The sequence below is a fragment of the Pseudoduganella sp. RAF19 genome (genome assembly GCF_052114165.1).
Taxonomy (GTDB): Bacteria; Pseudomonadota; Gammaproteobacteria; order Burkholderiales; family Burkholderiaceae_D; genus Rugamonas.
Genome location: NZ_JBFREF010000014.1, coordinates 1 through 18,391 on the forward strand (window position 1 = coordinate 1; position 18,391 = coordinate 18,391).

At 62.8% G+C, this 18,391-nt stretch carries 17 protein-coding genes and 3 tRNA genes; 11 read left to right on the forward strand and 9 right to left on the reverse strand.

What is annotated here, in order from left to right; translation table 11 throughout:
- From AB4Z19_RS28480 to AB4Z19_RS28490, 3 genes are all read left to right on the forward strand, one after another.
- A partial coding sequence (locus AB4Z19_RS28480) for an efflux RND transporter permease subunit (RefSeq protein ID WP_442036877.1) occupies window positions 1-205 on the forward strand: 205 nt, incomplete at its 5' end.
- Entirely contained in the window at window positions 205-1,695 is a 1,491-nt protein-coding gene (locus AB4Z19_RS28485) for an efflux transporter outer membrane subunit (protein ID WP_442028377.1), read from the forward strand. The genes AB4Z19_RS28480 and AB4Z19_RS28485, both read left to right, overlap by 1 nt.
- 143 nt (window positions 1,696-1,838) lie before the next feature.
- Window positions 1,839-2,003 carry a hypothetical protein gene (locus tag AB4Z19_RS28490; RefSeq protein ID WP_442028379.1) on the forward strand — a complete coding sequence of 55 codons (165 nt, stop codon included), beginning with the start codon at window positions 1,839-1,841 and terminating at the stop codon, window positions 2,001-2,003.
- Here AB4Z19_RS28490 and AB4Z19_RS28495 read toward each other — a convergent pair.
- The 5 genes from AB4Z19_RS28495 to AB4Z19_RS28515 all read right to left on the reverse strand — a co-directional run bounded on the left by AB4Z19_RS28495 (window position 2,000) and on the right by AB4Z19_RS28515 (window position 4,048).
- The gene (locus AB4Z19_RS28495) at window positions 2,000-2,416 is read right to left on the reverse strand and encodes a hypothetical protein (protein ID WP_442028381.1); all 417 of its coding nucleotides are present in this window, start codon (window positions 2,414-2,416) and stop codon (window positions 2,000-2,002) included. The two genes, AB4Z19_RS28490 and AB4Z19_RS28495, sit on opposite strands and share 4 nt — an antisense overlap.
- 15 nt (window positions 2,417-2,431) lie before the next feature.
- Complete coding sequence (locus AB4Z19_RS28500) at window positions 2,432-3,577, reverse strand: alpha-hydroxy acid oxidase (protein WP_442028383.1); 1,146 nt, start codon at window positions 3,575-3,577, stop codon at window positions 2,432-2,434.
- 132 nt (window positions 3,578-3,709) lie between these two features.
- Window positions 3,710-3,786 (reverse strand) — tRNA-Arg (locus tag AB4Z19_RS28505).
- A gap of 52 nt (window positions 3,787-3,838) precedes the next feature.
- A tRNA-Arg gene (locus tag AB4Z19_RS28510) sits at window positions 3,839-3,915 on the reverse strand.
- Between the two features lie 56 nt (window positions 3,916-3,971).
- A tRNA-Arg gene (locus tag AB4Z19_RS28515) sits at window positions 3,972-4,048 on the reverse strand.
- Between the two features lie 416 nt (window positions 4,049-4,464).
- Here AB4Z19_RS28515 and AB4Z19_RS28520 point away from each other — a divergent pair.
- The 3 genes from AB4Z19_RS28520 to AB4Z19_RS28530 all read left to right on the forward strand — a co-directional run bounded on the left by AB4Z19_RS28520 (window position 4,465) and on the right by AB4Z19_RS28530 (window position 9,399).
- A complete protein-coding gene (locus AB4Z19_RS28520; protein ID WP_442036879.1) occupies window positions 4,465-5,280 on the forward strand; it encodes a response regulator in 816 nt (271 codons plus the stop codon).
- Window positions 5,281-5,376: 96 nt separating this feature from the next.
- Window positions 5,377-8,232: an ATP-binding protein gene (locus AB4Z19_RS28525; protein ID WP_442036881.1), complete on the forward strand. Its 2,856-nt coding sequence runs from the start codon at window positions 5,377-5,379 to the stop codon at window positions 8,230-8,232.
- Window positions 8,233-8,400: 168 nt separating this feature from the next.
- Window positions 8,401-9,399: a diguanylate cyclase domain-containing protein gene (locus AB4Z19_RS28530; RefSeq protein ID WP_442028178.1), complete on the forward strand. Its 999-nt coding sequence runs from the start codon at window positions 8,401-8,403 to the stop codon at window positions 9,397-9,399.
- 7 nt (window positions 9,400-9,406) lie between these two features.
- Here the strand turns inward: AB4Z19_RS28530 and AB4Z19_RS28535 are convergent, their stop codons facing one another.
- A complete protein-coding gene (locus tag AB4Z19_RS28535; protein ID WP_442028179.1) occupies window positions 9,407-9,826 on the reverse strand; it encodes a hypothetical protein in 420 nt (139 codons plus the stop codon).
- A 195-nt stretch (window positions 9,827-10,021) separates the two neighbouring features.
- On the opposite strand from AB4Z19_RS28535, the gene AB4Z19_RS28540 reads away from it, so the two are divergent.
- Window positions 10,022-11,644, forward strand: coding sequence for a response regulator (locus AB4Z19_RS28540; protein WP_442036883.1), 1,623 nt, complete (start codon window positions 10,022-10,024; stop codon window positions 11,642-11,644).
- Here the strand turns inward: AB4Z19_RS28540 and AB4Z19_RS28545 are convergent.
- Complete coding sequence (locus AB4Z19_RS28545; protein WP_442025393.1) at window positions 11,634-12,128, reverse strand: hemerythrin domain-containing protein; 495 nt, start codon at window positions 12,126-12,128, stop codon at window positions 11,634-11,636. The genes AB4Z19_RS28540 and AB4Z19_RS28545 overlap by 11 nt on opposite strands.
- A 157-nt stretch (window positions 12,129-12,285) precedes the next feature.
- Here AB4Z19_RS28545 and AB4Z19_RS28550 point away from each other — a divergent pair, with 157 nt between their 5' ends.
- Window positions 12,286-12,942 carry a sensor histidine kinase gene (locus AB4Z19_RS28550; RefSeq protein ID WP_442025394.1) on the forward strand — a complete coding sequence of 219 codons (657 nt, stop codon included), beginning with the start codon at window positions 12,286-12,288 and terminating at the stop codon, window positions 12,940-12,942.
- A gap of 87 nt (window positions 12,943-13,029) precedes the next feature.
- Here AB4Z19_RS28550 and AB4Z19_RS28555 read toward each other — a convergent pair whose 3' ends face one another.
- Together AB4Z19_RS28555 and AB4Z19_RS28560 are read right to left on the reverse strand one after the other, a co-directional pair.
- Window positions 13,030-14,325, reverse strand: a complete 1,296-nt coding sequence (locus tag AB4Z19_RS28555) for an NAD(P)/FAD-dependent oxidoreductase (RefSeq protein ID WP_442036885.1) — start codon at window positions 14,323-14,325, stop codon at window positions 13,030-13,032.
- A gap of 40 nt (window positions 14,326-14,365) precedes the next feature.
- Entirely contained in the window at window positions 14,366-14,827 is a 462-nt protein-coding gene (locus AB4Z19_RS28560) for a hypothetical protein (RefSeq protein ID WP_442036887.1), read from the reverse strand.
- Between the two features lie 157 nt (window positions 14,828-14,984).
- Here AB4Z19_RS28560 and AB4Z19_RS28565 point away from each other — a divergent pair, with 157 nt between their 5' ends.
- The 3 genes from AB4Z19_RS28565 to AB4Z19_RS28575 are packed head-to-tail and all read left to right on the forward strand — an operon-like array spanning window position 14,985 to window position 18,388.
- Entirely contained in the window at window positions 14,985-15,422 is a 438-nt protein-coding gene (locus AB4Z19_RS28565) for a MarR family winged helix-turn-helix transcriptional regulator (protein ID WP_442025397.1), read from the forward strand.
- The gene (locus AB4Z19_RS28570) at window positions 15,419-16,927 is read left to right on the forward strand and encodes a DHA2 family efflux MFS transporter permease subunit (protein ID WP_442036889.1); all 1,509 of its coding nucleotides are present in this window, start codon (window positions 15,419-15,421) and stop codon (window positions 16,925-16,927) included. The genes AB4Z19_RS28565 and AB4Z19_RS28570 overlap by 4 nt, the downstream gene beginning before the upstream one ends.
- A 9-nt stretch (window positions 16,928-16,936) precedes the next feature.
- Window positions 16,937-18,388, forward strand: coding sequence for an efflux transporter outer membrane subunit (locus AB4Z19_RS28575; protein ID WP_442025399.1), 1,452 nt, complete (start codon window positions 16,937-16,939; stop codon window positions 18,386-18,388).
- The last annotated feature ends 3 nt before the right edge of the window (window positions 18,389-18,391 follow it).

Genomic DNA, 18,391 nt, shown 5'->3' on the forward strand with positions numbered 1-18,391 from the left:
GGTGCAGGTTCGGAAATGCGTCAGTGCAGGTTCGGAAATGCGTCATGCGATGGGTGTGGCCGTGTTCGCAGGTATGTTGGGCGTGACCTTCTTCGGTCTGTTCCTGACCCCGGTGTTCTACGTGCTGCTGCGTACCCTGGCTGTGCGTCTTGAGAAGAAATCCCCGGCGGCCGATTCGACCGCCCAACTGGAAGGGACCCACTAATGAAAAACATGATTGCAAAAGGCGTGGCCCCGCTGCTGGCAGCATTGCTGCTGACGGCCTGCGGCGCCCCAGCCTTCAAGCAGCCGGCGATTGAGACCCCGGCTGCGTTCAAGGAATCGCAGTCGGCCACCGCACCTGTGGGCGTGGTGACGGCTGCGGACGGAAGCCGCTGGAAGCAGGCGCAGCCTGCCGAGCAGCAGCCGCGCGGCGAGTGGTGGCTGGCATTCAACGATCCGGCCCTGAATGAGCTGATCGCTGAAGCCACCAAGGCCAACGCCAACCTGGCCGTGGCTGCGGCCCGCGTCAAGCAGGCCCGCGCCATCGCGGGCATCGCTGAAGCGGACCGCATTCCGCAGATCGGCGTCGGCGTCGGCGCCCAGCGCGGCCAGCAATCGCCAACCGAACTGGGTCTGCCGGCCGGCACCAATGTGTCGCCGTCGACCGCCTACTCGGCACGCCTGACCGCCAGCTATGAAGTGGACCTGTTCGGCCGCGTGTCGTCCAACGTTGCGGCAGCCCGCAACGATGCGGCGACCGTGGAAGCGAGCTACCGCTCCGTGCTGCTGGCCCTGCAGGCTGACGTGGCGCAGACTTACTTCAAGCTGCGCGAAACCGATGCCGAGCTGGAAACGGTGCAGGAGACTGTGCGTCTGCGCGAAGAAAATGTGAAGGTCAACCAGCGCCGCTTCGACCTGGGCGATATCGGCGAGTTCGATCTGACCCGCGCCAAGACCGAGCTGTCCACCACGCGCGCTGATGCCATTGGCCTGCAGCGCCAGCGTGTGACGACCGAGCATGCACTGGCGGTCCTGCTGGGCAAGCCGGCCGCGGCGTATTCGGCTGGTCCGAGCCCGCTGCTGGACTCGACCCTGCTGCCTTCGATCCCGGCCGGCATGCCTTCTTCGCTGCTGGAGCGCCGTCCCGATATCGCGGCTGCGCAAAAGACCATGGAAGCGTCCAACGCCCGTATCGGCGTGGCCCGCGCCGCCATGTTCCCGGCGCTGACCATCAGCGGCAACGGTGGCGGCGTGGCCGGCACCTTCGGCGATGTGTTCAAGCTGACCAGCCGTTCGTGGATGCTGGGCGCCCTGCTCTCCGCGCCGATCATCGACGGTGGCCGCAACAGCGCCAACATCCGCCGCAGCGAAGCCGCGCTGGAAGAGTCGGTCGCGTCGTATCGCCAGTCGGTGCTGGTGGCCTTCTCGGAAGTGGAAGACAACCTGGCCGGCCTGCGCATCCTGAGCGGCCAGACCGCGCAGATCGACGACGCGCTGGTGTCGGCGCGCCGTTCGGCTGACCTGGCGAAGAAATTGTACGAAGCGGGCCGTTCGAGCTATCTCGACCTGCTCGACGCGCAGCGCAACCTGGCAGCGGTTGAGCGCACGGCAGTGCAGCTGCGCGGCAATCGCGCGGTAACCACGGTCGCGCTGATCCGCTCCCTGGGCGGCGGCTGGGATGCCCCGGCCAGCGACGCCCAGGCCCGCAACTGACGTAGGGCGGATCATTGATCCGCCGCTTACGCGGCTGCGACAAGCAACGGTTTACCGGTAAGTAGCTTGCCCCTCAACGGCGTCCTGCGGGACGCCGTCTTTTTTTGTGCTGCGCTACATTGGGCCTTTAGGGAGGATGGCGCATGGACCCAGAACTGAACCCCGGCGATGAAGCGACGCCCGGCACACCAGGCAGCGGCGAAGGCATCTGCCCCGTCTGCAGCGGCAGCGGCAAAACACCCGATGGGAAAGAATGCCCTAACTGCGGCGGCACTGGCCGCATCATCGAAGGCATCGGCGGCGGCTAATTCGCGTGCCGCAGCAGGAGATACAGCCCGCTGTTCAGCGCGAGCTGTGTGGTGATCATTACCGCCATGCCGCGGTTGAGCGCCTGGCTGATTGCGGCCTTGAGCTCGTCCTTCGTCGCCAGTGTCGCCAAAGTCGCTTCGATCGTATCCAGCCGTTTTTCGATTGCGGCGAAGCGAGCGGCGTACTCGATGCGCATTTCCTTGACTTCCTGCTCCAGCCTTTCGACGCGCACGGTCAGCGCTGCAAGTTCTGCTTTGGTAGCGTACTCGGTGCGCATCTCGTCCAATTTGACGAGGACTTCAGCCATTTGCTGCTCAAGCATAGCGATCCTGTATTCATTCACGCCATCATTCGCCATGATCCCCTCCCCGTCAAGCAAGCCCAGCTGCGATTGCGCGCGCAGCGGGAGCATGCCTTTTGAGGCGGATCAATAAGTGCCGGGGAGCAGAATCGACTTGTCGACGTTCTGGATATCGCGCAAGCCGCAAAAAGCCATGGTCAAATCAAGTTCGTTGCGGATGATTTCGAGGCAGCGCGTCACGCCCTGCTCGCCCATGGCGCCGAGCCCGTAGAGGAAAGGCCGTCCGATATACACGCCGCGTGCGCCGAGCGCAATCGCGCGGATCACGTCCTGGCCGCTGCGGATGCCGCCGTCGAGATGCACTTCGATCTGCTTGCCCACGACATCAGCAATGGCAGGCAGCGCTTCAATCGAGGACTGCGCGCCATCGAGCTGGCGGCCGCCGTGGTTGGAGACGATCAGCGCATCAGCGCCACTGTCGACCGCCAGCCGCGCATCTTCCGCATCCATGATGCCCTTGATGATCAGCTTGCCGCCCCAGCGCTGCTTGATCCACTCCACATCTTTCCACGACAGGCTCAGATCGAACTGCTGGCTGGTCCACGCCGACAGGGACGACATGTCCGACACCGACGTCGCGTGCCCCACGATATTGCCGAACTGGCGGCGCCTGGTGCCCAGCATGCCCAGGCACCAGCGTGGCTTGGTCGCCATGTTCAGCATATTCGGGATGGTCAGCTTCGGCGGCGCCGACAAGCCGTTGCGCAAATCCTTGTGGCGCTGGCCCAGCACCTGCAAATCCAGCGTCAGCACCAGCGCCGAGCACTTGGCGGCTTTGGCGCGGTCGATCAGGCGATTGATGAACTCGCGGTCCTTCATCACATACAGCTGGAACCAGAAAGGCTTGCTCGTATTCGCCGCCACATCTTCGATCGAGCAGATGCTCATCGTAGAAAGCGTAAACGGTATGCCGAATTTTTCGGCTGCCTTGGCTGCCAGGATCTCGCCGTCGGCATGCTGCATGCCGGTCAAGCCGGTCGGTGCGATTGCCACCGGCATCGACACCTGCTGTCCGGCCATACTCGACTGCAGCTGGCGGTCATTCAGATCCACCGCCACACGCTGGCGGAATTTGATTTTCTGGAAATCGGTCTGGTTGGCACGGTAAGTGGACTCAGTCCAGGAACCAGAATCGGCGTAATCGTAAAACATGCGCGGCACACGCTTCTTGGCCAGCACGCGCAGGTCTTCTATGCAGGTAATGATAGTCATACATCAATATTACCTGAGATAACGCAATGACAGCCCACCGCTGGCCGCCAGGCGGCGAAAAACTCACAGAGCTGATTTGTGGACGCGGAAAGAAAAAAGGGTTCAGATCTTCCGATCTGAACCCTTCTTATTTGGTGCGGCTGGCAGGAATCGAACCCACGACCCCTTGGTTCGTAGCCAAGTACTCTATCCAGCTGAGCTACAGCCGCAAAACTTCTTTGTATAACGGGCGACCCCGTTATTACTACACACTACAAATTCTGGTGCGGCTGGCAGGAATCGAACCCACGACCCCTTGGTTCGTAGCCAAGTACTCTATCCAGCTGAGCTACAGCCGCTAAAAACTTCATTGTATAACGGGCGACCCCGTTATTTACTGCATACTACTAAATTCTGGTGCGGCTGGCAGGAATCGAACCCACGACCCCTTGGTTCGTAGCCAAGTACTCTATCCAGCTGAGCTACAGCCGCTTAAGAAGCAGTATTATACAGGGTTCATTTCGCATTGGAAAGCTTGTTTTTTTCAACAGCAAACTTGCTTTTCCTACCAAACAGAACCTTGCCCTGCTTTCCTTCTCAGCCTGAGCTGTCAAAGGAGGCAGAATTATAGGTAGAACTCCGGCGCTTGTCCAGAGCAATTTTTAAGAAAATTTCTTATAGTAAAGACATGTTTTCTTCATTCATGAAACTAATGACCCTCATCATGAATGAAAATTGGATTTAATTGCCGCGCCGCAGCATCATTACACCTGTCTCCTCTATTCTCCTCCAAGAAAATAGAACTCGGCCCGCTAGCTTAGCGGGCTTTTTTTTTGCCGCCGAGTTTGCCACAGCCGGCAATAGTGTAGGATTGCTCATCGTTGATCTTGATGGGTGGGATAACAGGCATGGAGCGAATCGCCAATGGCAGCGAGCAAGCGTCCGTGAAGCGGGACTGGTCCCGCTGCGAGCCCGGGCCGCCGGAGCGCTGGCCGCCTGCCCTGCGCCTGTCGGTCGATATCCTGCTTGACCTCCCCCTGCCCGCCCTCATCATGTGGGGTCCCGCCCAGGCGTTATTCATCAATTCCGCGTACGCCACCATGATGGGCATCGACCCCAGCCGCGTTCCTGGCGGCAGCGTGCCGCCCATGCCGCCCGCCGCATGGAGCTGGAATCCGTCCGTGATCGCCCGCGCCTGGGCTGGCCAGGCCATGCACTTTCCAGCGCAACTACTGAAGCTATGGCACGACGGCACGCCGGTCGAGCGCAGCTTCGATCTGGCTTACACGCCGCTGCGGGACGAGCACGGCGCCGTCAGCGGCATCCTGTGCACGATGGCGCCGCCAAGCGCGCCGGCTGCCGCGCAGGAAATCGAGCCGCTGAACATCCTGGTGGTCGAGGACAATGTGGACGCCCAATACCTGGTCTGTGAAATGCTGCGCACTTTTGGCCACACGGTGCAGGCCGTGGCCCGCGGCGAGGACGCCCTCACCGCCCTGCGCCAGGATCGCTTCGATGTGCTGTTCTCGGACGTCAGCCTGCCCGGCATGTCCGGCGTCGATCTGGCGCGCCAGGCCCTGAAAGAGCAGCCCGGCTTGCGCATTGTGTTCGCCTCCGGCTACAGCCAGAACCTGACCAGCCAGCTCGATTTCCCGGCTATTTCCATTCAGAAGCCCTACGATATCGAACAGCTGCAGCAGGCGCTGGCTGGCGTGGCTGGCTGAGCCGTCCACCAACCGTGCATCGGCGGGAACGGCCGGGGCGCTACAATGAAGATGCGGCGTGGCTGTGCCGGCCGTATCAACGATCGCTGAGAAGTCATGAGTTCTGCTGCCATGCCCGGTTCCGGCCCCCTTCCGCCGAATGACTTGATGCGCTCCGTTTTGGGAGCGCAGGACGATTTACGCCATTCCAATGAGCTCATGCGCACCGTGCTGGAAAGCATTACCGACGGCTTTGCCGTCATCGGTCGCGAATGGAACGTCACCTGGCTGAATACGCGTGCCAACGAAATCCTGCGTCCGCTGAACCGCTCGCTGGAAGACCCGACCGGCACCAATCTATGGCAAGCCTTCCCCGAATTGCGCGGCACCGTGCTGGAGGTGCAATTCCGCCGTGCCATGGAAGAGCAGCAAACCGCCTCCTTCGAGCTGTACTACCTGCCGCGCCAGCGCTGGCTGGAAGTGCGCGCCTATCCGTCCGCAGAGGGACTGGCCGTGTATCTGCAGGATATCCAGCAGCGCAAGGTCGAAGAGCGCAGCCTGCGCGAAAGCGCCAACCGCCTGCAGGTGGCGCTCGCTGCGGGCAAGCTGGGTGACTGGGAATGGGATGCGGGCACCGACCGCGTCAAACTGGGGCGCCGCGCGGCGGAGATCTTCGAGCTGCCGGCCGAAATCCCCATCACCTGGCCGGTGCTGCGTGAACGCATCCTGGCGGAAGATTTCGAGCCGGTGCGGCGCGCCTTCCTCGACGCCTATGTCCAGCGCAGCGATTTCAATATCGAATGCCGCGTGGTGCGCCGCAATGGCGAGCGATATTGGGTGTCGGTGGTCGGTCACGGTAATTACAACGACGAGCGCGAACTGCAAGGCATGACGGGCATGGTGCAGGACATTAGCACGCGCAAGGCCGCCGAAGACACCCTGCGCAATAGCGAAGAGGAATTGCGCGCGCTGGCCAATACCATTCCCCAGCTGGCCTGGATCGCCAATTTCGACGGCGCCATGGTGTGGTACAACGAGCGCTGGTATGACTACACCGGCACCAGTCCCTATCAGGTGCTGGGCGACGGCTGGCAGCATGTGTACGATCCGGACTGCCTGCCCGCCATGATGGCGCACTGGGCGACCTCGGTGCGCAGCGGCCTGCCCTTCGAAATGGAATTCCCGATTCGCGGCGCGGATGGCCAGTTCCGCTGGTTCCTGACACGCGCCAATCCCGTGCGCGATGCCAGCGGCCATCTGGTGCGCTGGTTCGGCACCAGCACCGACGTGGACCAGGTCAAGCGGGTGCAGGAAGCGCTGCGCGATGAATCCAATATTCTGGAATTGCTCAACAATACCGGTAACGCCATCGCCCGCCAGCGCGACCTCAAGCCGCTGCTGCAGGAAGTGACAGATGCCGCCACCCGTATTAGCGGCGCACGCTTCGGCACATTCCAGTACAAGGGCGGCGGCCAGTCGCTGTACACCCTGTCCGGCACGCCGCCGGAACATTTCGCCGACATGCCTTCGCTGCGCGGCACCGACATCGTGCGCAGCGACGACCTGCAAGGCCATCCGCCGGTGCGCAGCTATCTCGCGGTGCCGGTGCTGTCGCGCGCCGGCGAAGTGATCGGCACACTGTTCTTCGGCCATCCCGAAGCGGGCATGTTCAGCGAACGCACGGAACGCATCGTGGCCGGCATTGCGGCGCAAGCGGCGGTTGCGATCGACAATGCCCTGATGTACGAAGCGGCGCAGCAGGCTGCCGAAGAACGCAAGGTACTGCTGGACAGCGAACGCCGCGCACGCGCCGAAGCCGAGCGCACCAGCCAGATGAAGGATGAATTCCTGTCGACCCTGTCGCACGAACTGCGCACCCCGCTGACGGCCATCCTCGGCTGGGCACAGGTCCTGCGGCGCGGCAGCCGCGGTGGCGACGATATGAACCGCGGGCTGGAAACCATCGAACGCAATGCGCGCTCGCAGGCCCAGCTCATCGAGGACTTGCTGGACATGAGCCGCATCACTTCCGGCAAGGTGCTGCTGGACATGAAGCAGCTGGCGCCGTCCACGGTGGTCGACGCGGCCATCGAGACGGTGCGTCCGGCGGCCGATGCGAAAGGCATACGCATCGAGCGCGACTACCAGCCTGCTGGCCACGTCGCGGGCGATGCCAGCCGCCTGCAGCAAGTGGTGTGGAATCTGCTGTCGAATGCGCTGAAATTCACGCCCAAGGGTGGCACGGTGCAGGTCCAGATCCGCGAAGAGGACGGCCATGTCGGCATCACGATCGCCGACACCGGCATCGGTATCCGCCCCGAATTCCTGGCCCACGTGTTCGAGCGCTTCCGCCAGGCCGATGCCTCCACCACGCGCCGCCATGGCGGGCTGGGGCTGGGCCTGTCCATCGTCAAACACCTGGTCGAACAGCATGGCGGCACGGTGTACGCCCATAGCGAAGGTGAAGCCCTGGGTTCCAGCTTTACCGTGCGCCTGCCCCTGGCGACCGGCATGGTGCGCAGCCGTCCGCCCAATGCGCCCCTGCGCAGCAACTCCGGATCGCTACCGGAATTGGGGCTGCGCGATCTGAAAGGCTTGCGTGTGCTGGTGGTGGACGATGAAGCCGATGCCCGCGAGCTGGTGCAGCGCATCCTCACCGATTGCAATGCGCACGTGCTGACCGCCGCCACGGCCGAAGAAGCGGTCGACATTGCGCGCCAGGGCCAGATCGATCTGCTGGTCAGCGATATCGGCATGCCAGTGACGGATGGTTTCCAGCTGCTATCCAGGGTGCGTGCACTGGGCGCCAGGCGCGGCGGCACGGTCCCCGCCATTGCCCTCACCGCCTTTGCCCGCTCGGAAGACCGCCTGCGCGCGCTGGAGGCGGGCTTCCTCGATCATGTCCCTAAACCGGTCGAACCTTCTGAACTGATAGCCACTGTGGCGCGCGTAGCAAGTGTCGGTCAGTCATGAAAAAGCAACGGAATATTGCCTTGGATATAATTTCCTGGCCGCTCCTACCGCAACACAAGGCAATGTCCTACAAGAAACTTGGCGTGGCTTTGCTACACTGGTTTGTGACACGTGCGCCATGGCAAACCTGGCCACGTTACACTGAGAATTCGCCTTACGAGAAACAATATGCCAAGCCCAGACGAGATCCTGAACGCCAAGATCCTGGTCGTGGACGATTGCGCGGACAACATCGATTTGATGCTGGAAATTCTGCGCGATGCCGGTTACACCAATGTCACGGCCACCATGCTGCCGGAGCAGGTATGTCCCCTGCACCGCCAGCATACCTATGACCTGATCTTGCTGGACTTGCAGATGCCTGAGCTGAACGGTTTCCAGGTCATGAAGGGCCTGAAGGAAATCGAACAGGACGGCTACCTCCCCGTGCTGGCCCTGACGGCCCAGCCCAGCTTCAAGATCGCCGCCCTGGAAGCGGGCGCGCGCGATTTCATCAGCAAGCCTTTCGACCTGCTGGAAGTACACAAGCGCATCCACAATATGCTGGAGGTGCGCCTGCTGTACAAGGAACTCGCCCAGTACAGCAAAAAGCAGCAGGAGCTGGCCCTGCACGATCCGCTCACCGGCCTGCCCAACCGCCGTCTGCTGGAAGACCGCATCGCCACCACCTTGCAGCACGCCGCGCGCCACCAGCGCAAGGCGGCCGTGATGTACCTCGACCTGGACGGCTTCAAGGCCATCAACGATACCCACGGCCATGCGTACGGCGACGAGATTCTGAAGCAGGTGGCGCAGCGCCTGGTCGGCTCTTCGCGCAAGGACGACACCGTCGCCCGCGTGGGCGGCGATGAATTCGTGATCGTGCTGGGTGATGTGGGAGAACTGGCGGACGCGCAGGAGCCGGCGTCCAAACTGATCGAAGTGGTGGCGGAGCCTTACCGCATCAACGGCCTGACTTTGCAGCTGTCGACTTCGATCGGCATCGGTCTGTACCCGGATGATGCAGACACCGTGGACAATCTGATGCACGTGGCCGACAACGCCTTGTACGAAGCCAAGCGCGCCGGCAAGAACCGCTTCTGTGCCGCGCGCACGCTGGCGGAAAAAGCCGCCGCGGCGGCCCCTGCGCCTTCGCCATCGCCCGCCGTGCAGGCGACAGCTGCCTGATGCGGCGTCAGTGCGCGGCGGCTTCGGCCTCCTTGCCTGCCTCGGTCGATTCCTCGACCTTGCCGGCGTGCTGGTGGTCGGCTTGCGCGTCCACTTTTTCCGGCGCCACTTCAATGCGCGTGACGCCCGCATCGACCGAGATCGGATCGCTGGCCGGGAAGGTCATTTCGACCGCTTCGTCCAGCAAGGTTTCCTTGGCCTGCTCTTCCGGCGCCATTTGCTCTTCGTCTGCCAGAGTGCAGATGGCCTGCGCCCAGCGCACGAAGTTCAGGTTGGCCAGGTCGCGGATGGTCGACACACCGAAGGCCTTCTGCAATGCCGCGGCGTCTTTCTCGCTCACGCCGCGCAGGGCGCTGACGGGCGCATCGGCCAGGTGTTTGAAGCATTTGCCCACATATGATTTATCTACGACGGTATCGATATTCATGATCGGCTCCCAATGAACAGGATTTCACTATGGCATGCGGAGTCCGGCGCTGACTGTTCGTTGGCGAACACTAGGCCGCGTACGGTTGCGCGCGGCCTTTTTGACAGCGTCCGGGGGCGGCGCTATGATCGATTGGGCCTTTGTCCTGAAGAACTTCTTGCGCGATAGAACAATAACCAGCGGAACAAACTGAAAGTGGACAAGCCTAAGATACTTGTCGTCAACGACGATGCCAACAGCCTGTTTGCGCTGACCAGCCTGCTGACGCAGTGGGCGGCGCAGGACCGTTACGAAGTCATCTCTGCGCGCTCCGGCGAGGAAGCCCTGCGCGAAGTGCTCACGCACGATTTCGCGGTCATCCTGCTCGACGTGAATATGCCGGGCATGGACGGCTTTGAGACGGCGGAAGCGATTCACCAGCGTCCGCGCTCGGCCGACATCCCCATCATCTTCATCACGGCATTCGTGGCCGATGAACTGGATCGCCTGAAGGCTTACCAGAAAGGCGCCGTCGACTTTTTGTTCACGCCTGTGATACCGCAAGTATTGTACGCAAAGATCTCGGTCTTTGTCGCACTGGCCAACAAGAGCGAAGAGCTGCGCAAGCAAACCCGCCAGCTCAGCCAGCGCACCACCGACCTGATCGCCAGCAACCAGCGCCTGATGCGCGAGATTGAAGAACGCAAATTGGCCGAGCGCCAGAGCCATGCGAAGGATGAGTTTCTCGCCATGCTGGGCCATGAATTGCGCAATCCGCTTAGCGCTATCAGTAGCGCCGCCTCGTTGATCGGACTGGCCGGTGCATCGACCGAAGCAGTGGCGCGCGCCAAGCAGATCATTCAGCGCCAGAGCCATCACCTGGGCCGCATCGTGGACGACCTGCTCGATCTGAGCCGCGCCATGTCCGGCAAGATCCTGCTGAACCGTGTGCCGCTGGATACCGCGACCCTGCTCTCCACTTGCCTGGAGACTTACCGCACCACGGGACGCACGGCGGAATACCAGGTCGCCCTGCACGCCGAGCCTGGCGGCTGGGTCAACGGCGATACCACGCGGCTGGAACAGATCTTCAATAATGTGCTCGACAACGCATTGAAATACACGCCGCCCGGTGGCCGCATCACCGTCGAAACCGAGGTGGACGAGGATGACGTTGTGATCGCGGTGCACGACAACGGCGTGGGTATCGCGCCCGAACTGCTGCCCCATGTATTCGATGTGTTCGTACAGGGCACCAGCACGCTGGACCGCGCGCAGGGAGGCTTGGGGATAGGCCTCGCACTGGTGCGCCGCCTGGTGGAACTGCATGGCGGAAGCGTCTATGCTGAAAGCGCAGGCCCCGGCGAAGGCAGTACCTTCACGCTGCGCCTGCCGCGAACGGAACACAGGACCGAACCCAAGGTACCGAAAATGGAACACAGCGAACAAGCCAAGCCCAGCGTGCTGCTGATCGAAGATAACGACGATGGCCGCGAAATGATGGCCATGATGCTCAACTGCTATGGCTACGAGGTGCATCATGCGGCCGACGGCTTGCAGGGCTTGCAGACCGCCAGCAATGAGCATCCCGATATCGCCCTGGTCGATATCGGCCTGCCCGGCATCGACGGCTACGAAGTGGCGCGCCGCATGCGGGCCAACCCGGACACCCACCACATCAAACTGATCGCCCTGACAGGCTACGGTCTGGCCGAAGACCAGCGCCGCGTGATGGATGCCGGCTTCGACCTGCATCTGGTGAAGCCGGTGGACGTCGAGCATCTGCTGCAGGCCATCGGCGACTGCACGGCCAGCGCGCCCGCCTGCGTCAAGCAGTAGGACGGCGGCCGGCGCCGCCGCGCTGCATGGCGGCCGGCTCCGGCATCACGTAGTCGATTTCATCCTTGCGCGCAGCGATCTGCTCACCCATCGCCTGTAAATCGAGGCCCGCTTTCTTCGCCATCGGGAACATCTCGCCCTCTTCTTCCTTCACGTGGTGGTTGATGTACTCGCCCAGCACCTTGACCTTGGCGTCGTACAGTTCATCGTGCGGGTCCATCTGGCTTAGCTGGGAGATCAGGGCCTTGGCGGAAGCATGCTCCACGGTGGCTTCATCCACCTGGTCTTCCGCTTCCTTGGAGGCTTCACGCACGGCGGGATAAAGGATCTCCTCCTCGGCAGTCGCATGCTTGGTCAGCTCCAGGCAGATCTTGTCGGCCAGCTTCTTCTTGCTGGCAAAGGCGCGGTCGCCCAATCCCTCATATTCCTTGAACATGGCTTTCACATTGGCGTGATCCTGCTTCAGCAGTGCGATGGCGTCCATGGCTTTACTCCTCATTGTCAGGGTGATAAAGCTTCAGCTTGCCCTGCGTCCGCTTGCATGTATGTGCGGCATTTCACCCGAACCTCATGTATGATCGGAGCAATAAAAAACACGCTCCAAAACTATGTCTGTTTCGGGAACCGATCCACAATCTCCAATGCTACGCGCCGCTGAACTGGAAGAGCTGCTGGCCTACGTGCAGGCCAACTGGGACGAACAACGGCGCACCCTGTCGCGCCAGATGCACGATAGCCTTGGCTCTTCGCTGACGGCGCTGACCATGCATCTCGGCCTGCTCACCTCCAAACTGCCGCCCGACCCTGCCCTGCAGGACCGCGCCGCGCAGATGAAGAAGCTGCTGCACACCATCATCGAAACCAACCGCGCCATGCAGCACAAGCTGTGGAACGACAAGCTGGAATTCCTCGGCATCCGTGCGGCCCTCAGCGAAGTGGTCAAGGAATTCGGCGAGGCAGAGCAGCTGGCCGCGCAGTGCAGCCTGCCGGACGAGGAACCGGTCTGCCCGCGCGGCCACGCCATGGTGGTGCTGGCGGCGCTGGAAGAAGCCTTGCGCAATGTAGCGCGCCACGCCAAGGCGAGCCAGGTGGAGGTGGTGGTGGACGACAACGACGAATCCATCATGCTGACCGTGAAAGACGATGGCGCCGGCCTGCCGGAAGGCGGCTACGACTGCTACGCCAGACACGGCCTGCGCAATGTGCGCGAACGCGCCGCCTGGCTGGGCGGTACCCTGGCCATGTCGGCCAACGCACCGCACGGCACCGTCATGACCCTGGTGCTGCCAAAGCCGTAACGGCGGCTCAATGTCCCGCCCGACGTAACGTGGTGCGGCCGCACGATGCGGCGTAGGGCGGATCATCGATCCGCCATGCATGCGCCGCTAATGCAGTTTGACCAGCGGCGTGGTGCGCTTGATGAGGAAACGCGCCAATGCCAGCACGCCGGTGCGTATCGTGCCCAGCACGGCCTTGTGATGCATCAGGTGCAGGCTGACATACATCAGCCGCGCAAAAAAGCCTTCCACGAACCAGTTAAAGCCGCGCAGAGAGCCCATCAAGCTGCCCACTGAGGTGGACTGGCCGAAGGACACCAGCGAGCCATAGTCCCTGTATTCATAAGGCTTGCCGCTTGGCGCCCGGCCTTTCGCCTGGCGCAGGAAAGCATCCAGCAGATAATCGGCCTGCTGGTGCGCGGCCTGTGCACGGGGCGGCACCGGCTTGCCGTCGGCGCCGATGCAATAGGCGCAATCGCCCAGTGCGTAAATGTTCGGGTGTTCCCTGACCTGCAATTCGCCCGTCACTTCAAGCGCGCCGCTCTTGGCGGTCGGCAGGCCGAGTGATTTCAGCAAGTCAGGCGCCTTGATGCCGGCGGCCCACACCGTGATATCGGCGGGATAGCTTTGCTCACCCACGCTGACCTTATCCGGCGCAATCGCCGTCACGCGGCAATCCGTTACGACCTTGATACCGCGTTCATCCAGCAGCTTGAGCGCCGCCGAGGAAACGCGCTCGGGCAGCGGCGCCAGGATGCGCGGCGCGCCTTCCAGCAGGGTGATGCGGACATCCTTCATCGGTTCCAGGTGGCCGAAGCCATAAGCGGCATACACGCCGCTCGCTTCGCGCAGCTCGGCCGCCAGCTCCACGCCGGTGGCGCCCCCGCCGATGATGACCACGTCCACGCCTTGCGTACCTTGACCGCCCTTCTCCAGCGCAGCCTTGGTCAGCAGCTTCAAAAGCGTCAGGCGGAAGCGTTCGGCGTCTTCGGTGCCGTTAAGGGAAATGGTGTACTCCTGCGCGCCCGGCACGCCGAAGTAATTGGAGGTACTGCCAATGGCCAGCACCAGCGATTCAAACTGGATGCTGCGCTCAGGCAGCACGGTTTCGCCGGCCTGGGTGGTGATGGCGCCGACGTGAATGGTGTTGGCCGCCTTGTCCAGCGAGGTCAGGCCGCCGTAGACATAGGTGAAGCCATTGTCGTGGGCCAGCATCTGGTAGGACAAGCCTTCCTGGTGGATGTCCAGGGTGCCCGCCGCCACTTCATGCAGCGAGGGCTTCCAGATGTGGTACAGGCGGCTGTCGACCAGCATCACCTGATCGGGACCCAGCTTGCGTCCCAGTTTGCAGGCCAGCTCCAGGCCGCCCGCCCCTCCTCCTACGATCACGAATTTGCTTTGCAAACGGTTCTCCCGGATGGTTGGCGGCGGCCTGCGCCGCAGTTTAGTCGTCGTGCTTGCCGTGGCCCTTGCCGTGGCCTTTGCCGTGACCGCGGTCATGATCGCGATCGTGGTCGTGGTCATCGCGGTCATGGTCGCGGTATTCGCGGCGCTCGTACTCGCGCTCATGCTCATGGCGGTAGCGCGGCGAGTAGTCGTTCACGTACCAGTCTTCACGCACGAAATACACATTACGGCCGCAGGCGTTATAAGCGGCGCAGTGCTTGGACCAGTGCTTCTGGTGGCCAGGCGGCACACGCAGGTAAATCGGTTCAGCGATATAGCGCACCGGACGCTGCACGATGACCGGCTGGGTGTACACCACCGGTGGCGGGGCCATATTGCCCAAGTCGATCCGGCCGTAGAAACCCGGCTGGCCGACGGTGACGGAAACACCCACGTCAGTGGCGAAGGCGGAGGTGGAGAGTGCCAGCAAAGCGGCGGCGGCGAGGATCTTCGTTTTCATAGCGTCATTATAAGAGTTGCAGGTGGATGAACCGATTACATTGTAACTAGGCAACAGGCAAATGGTATGTGCGCCAACGCACAGAGTTGGTAGCTGGCAACACGATTCCTAAAACATTGCTATACTAATGGTTAGACATCTAACCATTTGCTATCTCATGGATCTCGAAGAACGCTTCTCGTACGCCCTGCACAACACGGCACGCGCCTGGCGGCAGGAAATCGACCGCCGCCTGAAAGACCTGGGCCTGAGCCAGGCCAGCTGGATGGCCATTGCCACCCTGGCCAAGGCCGAGCCCCTGTCCCAGACCGAACTGGCCTCCCGCCTCGGCGTGGAAGACCCGACCATGGTTTCCATGATCGACCGCATGGTGAAAGCCGGCTATATGGCGCGCCAGCCGTCCGAAAAGGACCGCCGCGTCAAGCTGGTGCACCTGACCGATGAAGGCCGCGCCATCTACCAGCGCGTGAAAGCTGCGGCCGATCCCGTCCGCCGTGAGCTGCTGTGCGATGTGGACCGCGCCGAACTGGAACGCGTGACCGTGCTGCTGGAATCGCTGAATGCACGCCTGAACCAGACGGACGGCTGCGCATGAGCGAAGTACAACACAAGGGCATGATCACGGTGTCGATCATGCTGGCGACGATTATTCAGGCGCTGGATGGCACTATCGCCAACGTGGCGCTGCCGCATATGCAGGGCAGCCTGTCGGCCTCGCAGGACCAGATCACCTGGGTGCTGACGTCCTTCATCGTGGCCGCGGTCATTGCCACGCCGCTGACCGGCTGGCTGTGCGACCGCTTCGGACAGAAGCGCATCTTCCTGATGTCGGTGGCGGGCTTCACGATTGCGTCGGTGCTGTGCGGGCTGTCGATGTCGCTGGGCCAGATCGTGGTGGCCCGCCTGCTGCAAGGTGTCTTCGGGGCAGCCCTGGTGCCGCTGTCGCAAGCGACTCTGCTCGACATTAACCCTCGCGAGAAGCACGGCTCCGCCATGGCGGTATGGGGCATGGGCGTGATGATCGGGCCGATTCTCGGACCTACCCTGGGCGGCTGGCTGACAGATAGCTATAACTGGCGCTGGGTGTTCTTCATCAACGTGCCGGTCGGCGCGCTGGCCTTCTACGGCATCTGGCGCTACATCAAGGCCACTCCGGCGCCGCGCAAAATGCGCTTCGACGCCTTCGGCTTCATCACGCTCAGTCTCGCCATCGGCGCGCTGCAGATGCTGCTGGACCGCGGTGAACAGAACGACTGGTTCGGCTCCACCGAAACCTGGGTGGAAGCGATCCTGCTGGCACTGAGCTTCGCCTACTTCGTCGGCCACACACTGACCACGGCGCCCGGCAAGTCCTTCCTGGATTACCGCCTGCTGAAGAATGCGAACTACGTAAGTGGCCTGATGTTCATCTTCATCGTGGGCCTGGTGCTGTTCGCCACTCGTGCGCTGACGCCGACCATGCTGCAGGGCCTGATGGGTTATCCGGCTGCGGTGGCGGGCCTGGTGACCGCGCCGAGTGGACTGGGCACCATGATCGCGATGCTGGTGGTGGGCCGCCTGGTCGGCAAATTCGACGTGCGCCTGCTGCTGGGCACCGGCTTTGCCATCACGGCCTTCTCGCTGTGGCAGATGAGCCATTACACGCTGGTGCTGTCGCGCTCCGACATCGTGTGGCCGGGCGTGATCCAGGGCCTCGGCCTTGGCCTGGTGTTCGTGCCACTGAGCGCCGCGACCTTCGCGACGCTGGCGCCGGAGATGCGCGCCGAAGGCACGGCGATCTATAGCCTGATTCGCAATATCGGCTCCAGTATCGGCATCGCGCTGGTGCAGACCCTGCTGGTGCGAAATACGCAAACCATGCACGCTTCGCTGGCCGAGAAAATCAATATCGCCAACCCGGCGCTGCTGGATAACGTGGCCACTACCGACGCAGCCAATCTGCTGAACAACGAACTCACGCGGCAGGCTTCGATGGTCGCCTACGTGAACGACTTCTGGCTCATGACGTTGCTGACGCTGGCCGTCATTCCGCTGCTGATACTGATGCGCCCCGCAGCCAAGCAGGCACCGGCGGACGCGGCCCATGCGGCCATGGATTAAGAAAGGAAGATGATGTTGAAACTAACCACGCTGGCCTTGGCGCTGGGCCTTGCACTGGCGGGCTGCGCGAGCATCCCCGCCGAGCGCGACCGCCTGCCGCAGCGCGATGTCGCCAAAGCCGAACTGCCCTCCTCCATCCATCTGGCCCGCGAAGGATGGCCGGAAGCCCAATGGTGGAAGGCCTACCATGATGCGCAGCTCGAACGCCTGATCGACAGCGCGCTCGCGTCCTCGCCGACGCTCGATACGGCCGCCGCGCATATCGGCGCCGCGCAGGCCGCCTTTGCGCGCAGCAGCGCGGAGCTGGGCTTCGACACTTCGCTGAACGCGAGCGCCAACCGCCAGCGCTATTCGGCCACCGGCCTGTTTCCGGCGCCCATCGGCGGCGCCTGGTTCACCGAAGAGACGCTGCGCATGGAAGCGCGCTACCACTTCGACTGGTGGGGCCGAGACAAGGCGGAAATCGCCGCCGCTGCAGGCGAACTGAATGCGCGCCACGCGTCCTACGCGGGCGCGGAACAGGCACTGGCGGCTGCCATCGCCGAGCATTACTTTACCTTGCAGTCCGGCTTCGCACGCCGCGCCAATTTGCTTGCGCAGCTGGCGGAACAGCAGGCCATGCTGCAGGACAAGGCCAAGCGGGTCGCACGCGGCCTGGCCACGGCCGATGAGCAGCGCAGCGCCTCGCTGCAAACCAGCCTGCTCGAAAAAGAACTTGCGCAGCTCGATGCCGATAACGCCGTCGAGCGCGAAGTATTACGAGCCCTGCTGGGCGCGGGTGGCGGCGAGGCCGGTGGCACCGACGCGCTGGTGGCGGACATCAAGCCCGTGCCGGTGCAGCCGGCACCAGCGGCACTACCGGCCCGCCTCGGCATGGAACTGCTGGCGCGCCGACCGGACCTGCAGGCGCAGCGCTGGCTGGTGGAAGCATCGCTGGGCCGCGTCGATGCGGCGCAGGCAGCCTTCTATCCGGACATTAACCTGACCGGGGCCGTCGGCCTGAATTCGGTATCGCTGTCGCATCTGTTGCAGGCGCCGAGCCGCACCTTCTTCCTCGGCCCGACGCTGTCGCTGCCGCTGTTCGACAGCAAGCGACTGTCCGCCCAGCTGGCCGGCGCGCGCAGCGAGCGCAATATCCTGGTGGCGCAGTACAACGAGGCGGTGGTGAAAGCGGTGCAGGAAGTGGCCCAGGACACCCTCAATCTGCAAGGCGTGGAAGCCCAGCTCGCGCAGCAGCGGAAAGCCAGCGCCGACGCCCAAGCCCTGCTGCAAAGCGCCGAAACGCGCGTTGCGCACGGCCTGGCGGACAACAGCACCGTGCTGGCCGCGCGCCAGTCCGTGCTGCGCCAGCAGGAAACCGAGTTGCGCCTGCAGCACGCTCAGTTGCTGGCGGAAGTATCCCTGATCCATTCCCTCGGTGGCGGCTATCGCGGCGATGCCCCTCCTATGATTACGAAATAAGAC

Coding starts and splice junctions, on each gene's coding strand:
- AB4Z19_RS28485 (WP_442028377.1), top strand. CDS start 205: ATGAAAAACATGATTGCAAAAGGCGTGGCCCCGCTGCTGGCAGCATTG.
- AB4Z19_RS28490 (WP_442028379.1), top strand. CDS start 1,839: ATGGACCCAGAACTGAACCCCGGCGATGAAGCGACGCCCGGCACACCA.
- AB4Z19_RS28495 (WP_442028381.1), bottom strand. CDS start 2,416: ATGCTCCCGCTGCGCGCGCAATCGCAGCTGGGCTTGCTTGACGGGGAG.
- AB4Z19_RS28500 (WP_442028383.1), bottom strand. CDS start 3,577: ATGACTATCATTACCTGCATAGAAGACCTGCGCGTGCTGGCCAAGAAG.
- AB4Z19_RS28520 (WP_442036879.1), top strand. CDS start 4,465: ATGGAGCGAATCGCCAATGGCAGCGAGCAAGCGTCCGTGAAGCGGGAC.
- AB4Z19_RS28525 (WP_442036881.1), top strand. CDS start 5,377: ATGAGTTCTGCTGCCATGCCCGGTTCCGGCCCCCTTCCGCCGAATGAC.
- AB4Z19_RS28530 (WP_442028178.1), top strand. CDS start 8,401: ATGCCAAGCCCAGACGAGATCCTGAACGCCAAGATCCTGGTCGTGGAC.
- AB4Z19_RS28535 (WP_442028179.1), bottom strand. CDS start 9,826: ATGAATATCGATACCGTCGTAGATAAATCATATGTGGGCAAATGCTTC.
- AB4Z19_RS28545 (WP_442025393.1), bottom strand. CDS start 12,128: ATGGACGCCATCGCACTGCTGAAGCAGGATCACGCCAATGTGAAAGCC.
- AB4Z19_RS28550 (WP_442025394.1), top strand. CDS start 12,286: ATGCTACGCGCCGCTGAACTGGAAGAGCTGCTGGCCTACGTGCAGGCC.
- AB4Z19_RS28560 (WP_442036887.1), bottom strand. CDS start 14,827: ATGAAAACGAAGATCCTCGCCGCCGCCGCTTTGCTGGCACTCTCCACC.
- AB4Z19_RS28565 (WP_442025397.1), top strand. CDS start 14,985: ATGGATCTCGAAGAACGCTTCTCGTACGCCCTGCACAACACGGCACGC.
- AB4Z19_RS28570 (WP_442036889.1), top strand. CDS start 15,419: ATGAGCGAAGTACAACACAAGGGCATGATCACGGTGTCGATCATGCTG.
- AB4Z19_RS28575 (WP_442025399.1), top strand. CDS start 16,937: ATGATGTTGAAACTAACCACGCTGGCCTTGGCGCTGGGCCTTGCACTG.